This window comes from Paenibacillus forsythiae T98 (assembly GCF_000520735.1).
In the GTDB taxonomy this organism is placed as follows: domain Bacteria; phylum Bacillota; class Bacilli; order Paenibacillales; family Paenibacillaceae; genus Paenibacillus_AQ; species Paenibacillus_AQ forsythiae.
The window spans coordinates 1-9752 of record NZ_ASSC01000113.1 but is presented as its reverse complement, the minus strand read 5'-3'; the positions used below and the strand labels follow the sequence as shown (position 1 = coordinate 9752).

The window sequence follows — 9752 nt, the reverse complement described above, 5'->3', positions numbered from 1 at the left end:
CGCCAGCCGTATCTGCGAGCGCCCCGGCTTCTTCGGTGACGATGCGAATGGCGCATTCGTCGCCGTCCCGGGCGGCTTCCAGGGCCACCTTGGCAAAAGCGGCGATGTCCGCCTTTCCCCGGGAGGGCTGATAAATATAGCCCTTCAAATCGGTAATTTGGGCGAAGCCGTATCCTTTAAGAATGATATCGGTCATCCGGGTCGGCGGCTCTGCCCCGTCGTAGCTGCGCATCACCGACTTGAGCGCGCGCAGGCCGATGCTGTAGCCGCTGCCTTCATCGCCCAAATGATGCCCCCAGCCGCCCGTCCGCCAGTATGAGCCGCCCGGGGCGAAGACGCAGCAGATCGAGCCGGTGCCGGCTATGATTTGAACGCCAAATTCCTGTCCGAGCGCCGCCATAAGCGAAATTTGCCCCTCGGAAGCGACCGCAACCGGATGATCTCCCGGCCATTCGGCCAATATCCGGCTGACAGCCTTCTTGACAAGGGAGCGTTCCTCCAATGTATCTATGCCTGACATTCCAAGGCAGATACCTTCCAGCCTGACATCCTTCTGCGGCAAAGAAGACACCAGACCGTGAATAACCTTGTTCAGCTCGTCCAGAGCCAAGTCGAAGGTTGCGCTATGGGGATTCGAAGGGCCGCCACCAAAGCGGGCAAGGGTGGAACCTTCTGAATCTACTGCGGCGGCATCGGTTTTGGTGCCGCCTCCATCAATACCAAGGTATACCCTCATCGACAGATCACCACTTTGATTTTTGTCATTATTATAGGGGAACTTGCACAAGATGTAAAACAAAATTTCATGATTAAAAAATATATTGAAATTTTATTTTACTGCACATATAATAGTCTCAATCCAAAAATCGTGGAGAAATCTTCCCTCGATTCGTCATTTAATATGACATATGTAGCTGAGGAATGATGCTTAACAGAAATTATGTGAAAGGGAGGTGTCATAATCGATGAATGGCGGGCTGATTCGTTTGCGGGAAATGCTGGAGTCGCTCAATCCGTCGGAGAGCAAAATCGCTTCTTATATCCTTCAGCATCCCGATGAAATCATTCATTTATCGGTTGCGGAGCTGGCGCAGAAGAGCGGCTCCAGTCAAGCGGCGATCGTCCGGCTGTGCAAGAGCATCGGCTTTAAAGGCTACCAGGAGCTCAAGATCAAGGTCGCCGGCGACCTTCACACCCGGGACCCCGTCGTTACCGGATACCAGGAAATCCGCCCCAACGACACCGTATCCGCAATTATGCAGAATGTATCAAGCAACAATATTCAATCGATACGGGATACGCTGACCATTTTGGACCCGGCCATGGTGGAACTTGCGGTTGAGGCGCTGGACAGAGCGAGGCGGATTTACTTTTTTGGCGTGGGGGCTTCGAATCTGATTGCCATGGACGCCCAGCAGAAATTTTTGCGGATTAACAAGACAAGCCTTTCCTTCGCCGATCCCCATGTCCAGCTCACGAGCGCCATAACGGCTGACTCCGGCGATACGGCGGTATGTATTTCCTACTCGGGAGAGACAAAGGAAGTCATTCGGGCCGCGGCCCTGTTCAAAGAGCAGGGAGGAACGGTCATCAGCATCGCCAAATACGGCAATTCCACGCTGAGCCGACAGGCTGACATCCCGCTGTGCACCTCTTCCACGGAAAATGAAATTCGCAGCGGCGCCATGGCTTCCCGAATCACGCAGCTTAATCTGATCGATATCCTGTATCTTGCGGTCGCCAGCCGCAATTACGAGAAGTCCGTTGTTTATCTGGAGAAGAGCCGCCAGAGCATCAAGCAGCTTTAACCGGACCCAGGGAGAAATGATTTCTATATATAAACGCTATTTATTTAAAGGAGATGGAGAATGATGAAAAAGAGTCTCATGCTGTGTATGATTTTGGTCCTTGCTCTAATGACCGCGTGTGGAAATTCGGGCGACGGAGCGTCTTCCGGCAATTCAGCCTCAAGTTCCGCCGATCCATCGCAAGACAAAGATACCATTACAGTATGGACGTATCCGGTTCACGGCACCTACGAAGACGAGCTGAAGGGATTGGTGTCGGCGTTTGAAGCGGAGCATCCGAACATTACCGTCAAGACGGAAATGCTGTCCTGGGCGGAAGGTCCGCAGAAATTCGATGTAGCGCTGAATGCGGGCAGCCCGCCGGACTTGTACTTTCACGCGGTGGACGGCACTTATGTGAACACCGGCCTGGCGCTTGATATTAGTTCCTATATGACGGATGAGATCAAGAATGATTATTTGCCGGGAACGCTGGAGCTGGCTCAAATCGGCGGCAAACAGTACGGGCTTCCGCTCTATCAGTTTGAGTGGGGCTGGGGCGGCAACAAGCGCATTCTGGAAGAAGCGGGAATAGACTGGAAGAGCATTCAGGAGAACGGCTGGACGTGGTCGGAGTTTACCGAAGCGGCGGCCAAGCTGACCAAGAAGCTGCCTGACGGCTCCACGCAGTACGGACTCGTGACGGACGGCACATCCCTTGATTTCATTGAAATGCTGACCCGGAACAACGGCATGCCGGATGTTCTGGATGAGAAGGGCGAATTCCAGTGGGGCGACGAGCGGATCAAGGAGACGCTGAGCTTCATCAGGAATCTGCTGGACAAGGGCTATATGCCGAAGGAGACGGCGGCGATTGCCCCGGCCAAGCGCTCGGACATGTTCTATGCCGGTCAGGCCGCCGTTATTTCCAAGGCGATTCCTTACTATGATGTCATGATCAAGAACCGCAACAAGGATATTGACGCAGGCAAGGTGACCGGTGAAAAAATCAATTTCGTTCTGCTTCCGGTACCGCATAATGACGATGCTTCGGCCAAAACGACCATGGGCGCCGAAGGCTATATCGCCTTCAAGCAGAAGAATGACAAGGGTGAGCAGCACGCCAAAAATACATTCACGGTGATGGAATACCTCAGCAACGCCAAGGCCGGCAATGCCTCCAACGAGCTGGTGCTTCCTTTCGTGCGCAAGTCCCAGGCGGAAATGTACGCGGGCAAGGAGCTTGGCACGGCCGAGACGATTGCGGCTTCGCAGAAAATGGCGGCCAATATTCAAATTCCCGTTACCCTGAACCTGGATACCGCAGACGCGGCCAAAATGAAGCAGTTCAAGGAGCAGGTTGTGAAACCGAATATTCAAGCCCTGTACTCGGGAGAGAAGTCCCCGGATACAATTGCGGCAGATTTCATCAGCAAGGCGGGCCAAATGCTGGGGCAGTAACTTAATGGCAAAGGGGATGGCTATCGTCCCCTTTGCGTTCAGCTAAAGCGTTAGGAGGAACGACTTCATGCAGAGGACAATCGCGCCCAAACGGCGGCGCGCCGCCGGGAGATTCTGGCGGGAATACGGATGGGCTTACCTGTTCATTCTTGCGCCGGTGCTGCTATTTCTCGTATTTACGCTCTATCCGGTCATTTCGGCCCTGATTATGAGCTTTCAGCAATACAATATTATGCAATCGACATGGGTTGGCCTGGATAACTATGAGCGTCTGTTCAAGGATGATACGTTCTGGAAGTCCGTATGGAACACGGTGGTGTTCACGGTCTGCACGGTTCCGGTCAACATTATCCTCACCTTTGTGCTCGCCCATTTCATCTATCAGATGAAGACGAAATGGCAGACGTTCTTTAAGGCCACGATGTATTTGCCGGCGGTTGCCTCCGGCGTGACGATTTCCATCGTGTGGCTCGCTATTTTTGATCCGACGGATGTAGGCCTCTTGAACCGTTTTCTCGGTTTGTTCGGACTCGATCCGGTCATTTGGCTCGGCCAATCGAAGACCGCCCTGTTCTCGCTGATCCTGATGAACTGGCTCGGCTCTCACGGCGCGGGCATTATCCTTTACCTCGCTTCGATGGGCGGGATACCGAAATCGCTGTACGAGGCGGCGGATATCGACCATGCCAGCGGCTGGACCCGGTTCAGGGCGATCACCTGGCCGCTTCTCAAGCCGACGACCCTGTATCTGCTGGTAACGGGAGTCATCACTTCCTTCCAGGTGTTCATCTCGGTCTATATGATGACGCAGGGCGGTCCCAACTTTGCGACAACGACCATCGCTTATCTGATCTACCAGACGGCGTTCAAATTCTACGAATTCGGATTGGCTTCGGCGCAATCGTTCGTGCTGGCGTTTCTGATTATCCTGGTCTCTGTCATTCAGTTCAAATATTTCTCGAGTGACGTCGAGTATTAGGATGGAAGGAGCGAACCTGAATTGAAATCGAAATCGAAACTGTTTCTGGCCGTGGCCGCAGCCTGTCTGGTTGCCTGGGCTTTTGTTACTGTCATTCCTCTGTACTGGATGATTGTCGGTTCGGTGCAGGATTCCACGTCATCGGCGAGCTTTAGGCCGGAGATGTTTCCCGGGGTCCTGTCGCTTGCGCCATACGAGCGTTTCTTTGGCAAAACGGCCGCCTGGCGCTGGCTGGCGAACTCGCTCTTGATCTCTGCCGTCCTGACCATAACGAACGTGTTCTTCGCCTCGCTCGCGGGCTATGCGTTCTCGAAACTGAAATTTCCGGGCAGCAAAGCGGTCTTCTGGCTTTTGCTCAGCACGATGATGATACCGGCGCAGGTGACGCTGATTCCGCTGTATGTTCTGGTGGTCAATGTCTTCGATCTTGGAGACAGCTATACGGCGATCATACTGCCGACTGCGGTTACGGTAGGCAATATTTTTCTGATGAAGCAGTACATGTCGTCGCTTCCGACCTCGCTGATTCACGCGGCGCGAATCGACGCCTGCTCGGAGTTCGGGATTTTCTGGAAGGTCATTTTGCCTCTTGCGAAGCCCGGGCTTGCAGTGCTGGGAATCTTCACCTTCGTGGCTTCCTGGAATGAATTCTTCTGGCCGTTCCTGATTACCAACTCTACAGAGATGCGGACGATACAGGTGGGGCTGGCCTCCTTTGTATTTGCGGAATCGACCGACTTCGGAGCCATTATGGCCGGGGCGACGGTTGGAGCGCTGCCCATGCTCATCCTGTTCTTCTCGCTGCAGCGCTATTTCCTGCAGGGCATTACAATCGGAGCCGTAAAAGGCTGAAGGCGTGCAGGAATGCACACAAGCGGCAGACAACCGTATGCCGGGAAAGCCGGTGAACGCCCGGCTGGTGTTTCGGGTATCGCGGCACAGAATTTGCTTGAAGAGGCTATATAAGGGGGAGGAACAATGGCACTCGTTGAATTTCGCCAAGTGCGCAAGGAATTTATCGACCGCAACAAGCAGCCGTTCACCGCAGTGGCGGGTTCGGATTTTGTAATTCAGGATAAGGAATTTGTCGTCTTCGTCGGTCCGTCGGGCTGCGGCAAGACGACATCTCTGCGAATGATTGCCGGTCTGGAGCGGCAGACGAGCGGCGATATTATCATCGGCGACCGGATCGTCAACGATCTGCATCCGAAGGACCGGGACATCGCCATGGTGTTTCAGGATTATGCGCTGTACCCGCATATGACCATCCGCGAGAATTTGTCCTTCGGGCTGCGTAATCTCAAGAAGCCGAAGGAGTACATTGAGCAAAAAGTGCGCGAAGCGTCCGCCATACTCGGGCTGGAGAAGATGCTGGAGCGCAAGCCGCGGGAGCTGTCCGGAGGCCAGCGCCAGCGGGTGGCGCTAGGCCGCGCGATCGTACGCGATCCGCAGGTGTTTCTGTTCGATGAGCCGCTGTCCAATCTGGACGCGAAGCTTCGCATTCAGATGCGGGTGGAGCTGAGCGAGCTGCACAAGCGGCTTGGAGCGACTATCGTATACGTCACCCATGACCAGGTGGAAGCGATGACGCTGGGCGAGCGGATCGTCGTGATGAATCAGGGGGTTATTCAACAGATCGCCTCGCCGACGGAGCTGTATGCCAATCCGAAGAATATGTTCGTTGCCGGATTTATCGGCTCTCCGCCGATGAACTTTATCAACGCCCGCGTCGAGCAGGGGCGCATTGTGGTGGATGGCGGATCGTTTGGACTGCCGGAAAACATCGCGGAGCGCTTGTCGGCCTATTCGGGCAAAGAGGTTGTGCTTGGCATCCGTCCCGAGGACATCTACGGGGAGGATTTCGCCCCGGGCGTTTCCACGGAGCATCGGCTTCAGGCCCATATTCAGGTTGTCGAGCATTTGGGATCGGAAAACCTGATTTATTTTCATGTGGGCGGCCGGATGGTGACGGCAAAGGTGCATCCCGAGACGAAGGGCTACACCGGGCTTGCCAAAGAATTTATTCTCGATCTGAGAAAATGCCATTTCTTCGATCCGGCGACGCAGGAACGGATAACCGGCAAGTAAGGACAGGCGTCAATCCAGTCTGAACAAAGGGGTGTACACGCAATGAGAAAACTGAATGAGGTGCTGATGGGTACGGGGGCGGAAATCTACAGAGAGATTATCCCGCTTGCGCTGCTGAGTCTGGCCGGATCGGCTGTGCTGGTTCCGGCGATTCTGTTACTTCCGGTGCCGCTCACGCTTCTGCTGCTTCCTCTCGTCTATATGCCTTTGCTGTTTGGCTCATTCTATGCCTATCACCGCAAAGCGGAAGGGAAGAAGCTGAGAATCCGCTGGATGCTGGGCGGTGCGGCGAAAGGCTTCATGCCCTCTGTGCTGTTTGGACTGCTGCTTGCCCTGCTTGGCCTGATTCTATGGTCGACCTGGTGGTATTACGGCGGGCGCGACAGCCTGGCGGGCCGGGCGGTTGCCATTTTTCAGACCTACTTCGTTGCCATGGCGCTGGTCTCCCAGTTCTATACGCTGCAACTCGTAATCCAGCGGGAGATGGGCATCCTCAAGGCGATGGGCGAGAGCGTGAAGCTGTTCTTCCGGCATCCCGCTTATACCATCGGCGCGTTCTTTCAAGCGCTGTGCGTCGGCGTAATGCTAGCCGTAACCGTAGTAGGCTTCTTTGCCCTCTTTACCGGCATGCTGTCCGTTTATTCACATAAAGTCGCCTATAATGTGCTGAACCCGGATGAGTCCGGGGAAGCTGCGCAGGGGCAGGGCGGCGGAGAGGCCGCCTATGCCGGACAGGAGCGGTTATGAGCACGGGCAGACGGGAGAGAGCCCCTAATCCTGAGGCGACCGTTGCGTGTGAGGAGAAGCAAGGCCGGAAGGAGGATTCGTTCCGGGGCGTTCTCACCGGTGCCGACAGGCTGGCCGCGGGCCTCAGTCATCCGCTGCTGGAAGGAAAGCGTCTTGGCCTGGTCACGAATCCGACAGGCATCACCTCGGATTTCCGCCTGACGGCAAGCGTATTGGCGGAATTGCCGTCTTCCCGGCTGACGGCGCTGTTCGCCTGTGAGCATGGGACTCGCGGCCAGCATCAGGCGGGGGTACGGTTTGAGGGTGAATGGGATGAACGTCTCGACGTGCCTGTGTACAGCCTCTATGGAAGGAACACCCGGCCGCAAAAATACATGCTGAGCAATGTCGACACGGTGGTGTTCGATGTTCAGGATTTGGGGATACGGTTCTACACGTACCTGTCCACTCTGCTGTACGTCATGGAAGCCTGTGCCGGGAACGGCAAAAGCCTTCTCGTGCTGGACCGCCCGAATCCGCTTGGCGGCCTCGTGTGTGAAGGCGGCTTGCTGAAACGTGGCTACGAATCCATGGTAGGCGCATGGAGCATGCCGATCCGCACAGGGATGACGCTTGGCGAGCTGGCGCTGATGGCGAACGAGAAGAAAGGGCTTGGCTGCGACTTGAGCGTCATCCCCATGGAGCGATGGGAACGCGGTATGGAATATGGCAGCACCGGTCTGCCGTGGATGCTTCCGTCTCCGAATATGCCGACTGTCGATACCGTCCGGGTGTACGGGGGAACCTGCTTGTTCGAAGGCACGAATCTGTCCGAAGGGCGGGGAACGACGAGGCCGTTCGAATGGATCGGCGCGCCCTGGCTGGACGGAGAGGTATTCGCGGAGGCGGTGAACCGCCATGAACTGCCGGGCGTCTATGCGCATCCGGTATATATGACGCCGTCCTTTTCCAAGCATCAAGGGATTCTATGCGGCGGCGTGCGCCTGTTCGTGACCGACCCGGGCCGCTTTCATTCCGTGCAGGCCGGACTTGTCCTGCTGCATGAGGCGAGATCGCTGTATCCGGAGCATTTCGAGTGGTTGGCTCCGCCGAAGACGGGATCGCGGTATTTCATCGATTTACTGAGCGGCGGAGACGAGGTGCGGACATCCATCGGGCGGAAAGAAGGGCTTGCCCGGATCACGGATGCATGGCTGAAAGAAAGCGAAGAGTGGCGCGAGGCGCGAAGACCCTATCTTTTATACTCATAATCAGACGGTGCAAGCTTAAGTTACGGAAGGAGAAGTGACAGCATGGAGCGGCAGACTGAGGATACATTCAGAGCGGCGATAGCTTCGGAGACGGGGGATGATGCGGCAAAAGCGCCAGATAAGGCGGCGCCGGAGACAGGGGCGGCGGGAGAGCGGTTAGCCGGAACGCCGGACGTTACGGCCGCTTTCGGGATTGTGGAAGAGATGCTCGCCGGGATGAGTCTCAGGGACAAAATCGGCCAGATGCTGATCTGCGGCTTCGAAGGGACGTCCATGGACGGAGATCTTCGACGGCTGATTGCCGATTATAAAATTGGCGGCGTTATTTATTTCGCGCGCAATGTGGAATCGCCAGCCCAGATTGCCCGGCTCACCGCCGATTTGCAGGAGGCTGCCACGCAGGGCGGCACGCCGCCGCTCTGGATTTCCATCGACCAGGAAGGCGGCATGGTCGCGCGGATTACCGAAGGCGTCGCGCTGATGCCGGGCGGAATGGCGATCGCCGCCGCCGGGTCGGAGAAAGACGCTTACTTGGCCGCTTATGCCTCCGGCCGGGAGCTTGCCGCGATGGGCATCAATCTGAACTATGCCCCGGTGCTCGATGTGAACAACAACCCGGCCAATCCCGTGATCGGGGTGCGCTCCTTCGGCGAGTCGCCGGAGGAGGCGGCGCGGCTTGGCGCGCAGACGCTCCGGGGCTTGCAGGATGCCGGGGTTGGCGCGACGGCCAAGCATTTTCCCGGGCATGGCGACACCGATGTGGATTCCCACCTCGACCTGCCCACCGTGCCGCATGACCGGGAGCGCATGGAAGCGGTGGAGCTGAAGCCGTTCAGGGAGGCGATCCGGGCAGGCGTGGACGCAATCATGTCGGCGCATATTTATTTTCCCGCGCTGGAGAGCTGGAAGCTGCCTGTCACCCTCTCGCGGGCGGTGCTTACCGGGCTGCTGCGCGAAGAGCTGGGATTTGAAGGCATCATTACGACCGATTGTATGGAAATGAACGCCATCGCCGAGCACTTCGGCACCGTAGAGGCTTCCGTGATGGCGGTTGAGGCGGGAGCGGACCTGATTCTGGTTAGCCATCGCCTTGACCGTCAGCTCGGCGCGATTAGAGCGATCGAGCAGGCGGTAGAAGAAGGAAGGCTGAGCGCGGCGCGCATCGACGAATCGGTCCGCCGTCTGCTGGCTATGAAGCTGCGGCGCGGTATTCTGGGCGGCGGGCTGTTGCCGGAGGGCGAACCGGGCAACCCCGCAGCGGGTATCGCCGCTGATCCTGAGCCTGCTGCGGGTGATGCGGTCAAGGGCGTCTCTGAGGCGCCGGATTTGTCGCTCCTGAACTGCATCGAGCACCGGGAGCTGGCCCGGCGGATCAGCGAAGCGAGCATGACGCTTGTGCGGCACGATCTGCCGATGCTGCCGCTGGGCCGGGAACGGACG

The 9752-nt window shown here is 56.8% G+C and carries 9 protein-coding genes; 8 read left to right on the top strand and 1 reads right to left on the bottom strand.

Translation table 11 applies throughout. The annotated features are described in order from the left end of the window. On the bottom strand, nt 1-736 hold a 736-nt coding region (locus L692_RS0103870), incomplete at its 3' end, for a BadF/BadG/BcrA/BcrD ATPase family protein (RefSeq protein WP_025697382.1). 229 nt (nt 737-965) lie between these two features. On the opposite strand from L692_RS0103870, the gene L692_RS0103865 reads away from it, so the two are divergent. The 8 genes from L692_RS0103865 to nagZ form a co-directional block, all read left to right on the top strand. Beyond that, nucleotides 966-1808, top strand: a complete 843-nt coding sequence (locus L692_RS0103865; protein WP_025697380.1) for a MurR/RpiR family transcriptional regulator — start codon at nt 966-968, stop codon at nt 1806-1808. A gap of 60 nt (nt 1809-1868) precedes the next feature. Further along, entirely contained in the window at nt 1869-3248 is a 1380-nt protein-coding gene (locus L692_RS0103860; protein WP_025697378.1) for an ABC transporter substrate-binding protein, read from the top strand. 67 nt (nt 3249-3315) lie between these two features. Beyond that, entirely contained in the window at nt 3316-4227 is a 912-nt protein-coding gene (locus L692_RS0103855; RefSeq protein WP_025697376.1) for a carbohydrate ABC transporter permease, read from the top strand. A 21-nt stretch (nt 4228-4248) separates the two neighbouring features. Continuing rightward, nucleotides 4249-5079, top strand: coding sequence for a carbohydrate ABC transporter permease (locus L692_RS0103850; RefSeq protein ID WP_025697375.1), 831 nt, complete (start codon nt 4249-4251; stop codon nt 5077-5079). A gap of 126 nt (nt 5080-5205) precedes the next feature. Further along, the gene (locus L692_RS0103845; protein WP_025697373.1) at nt 5206-6315 is read left to right on the top strand and encodes an ABC transporter ATP-binding protein; all 1110 of its coding nucleotides are present in this window, start codon (nt 5206-5208) and stop codon (nt 6313-6315) included. A 42-nt stretch (nt 6316-6357) separates the two neighbouring features. Next, nucleotides 6358-7062, top strand: a complete 705-nt coding sequence (locus L692_RS0103840; protein ID WP_025697371.1) for a hypothetical protein — start codon at nt 6358-6360, stop codon at nt 7060-7062. Continuing rightward, the gene (locus L692_RS0103835) at nt 7059-8312 is read left to right on the top strand and encodes a DUF1343 domain-containing protein (RefSeq protein WP_025697369.1); all 1254 of its coding nucleotides are present in this window, start codon (nt 7059-7061) and stop codon (nt 8310-8312) included. Before L692_RS0103840 ends, L692_RS0103835 begins: the two co-directional genes overlap by 4 nt. A 42-nt stretch (nt 8313-8354) precedes the next feature. After that, on the top strand, nt 8355-9752 hold a 1398-nt coding region (gene nagZ / locus L692_RS0103830; RefSeq protein WP_051503431.1), incomplete at its 3' end, for a beta-N-acetylhexosaminidase.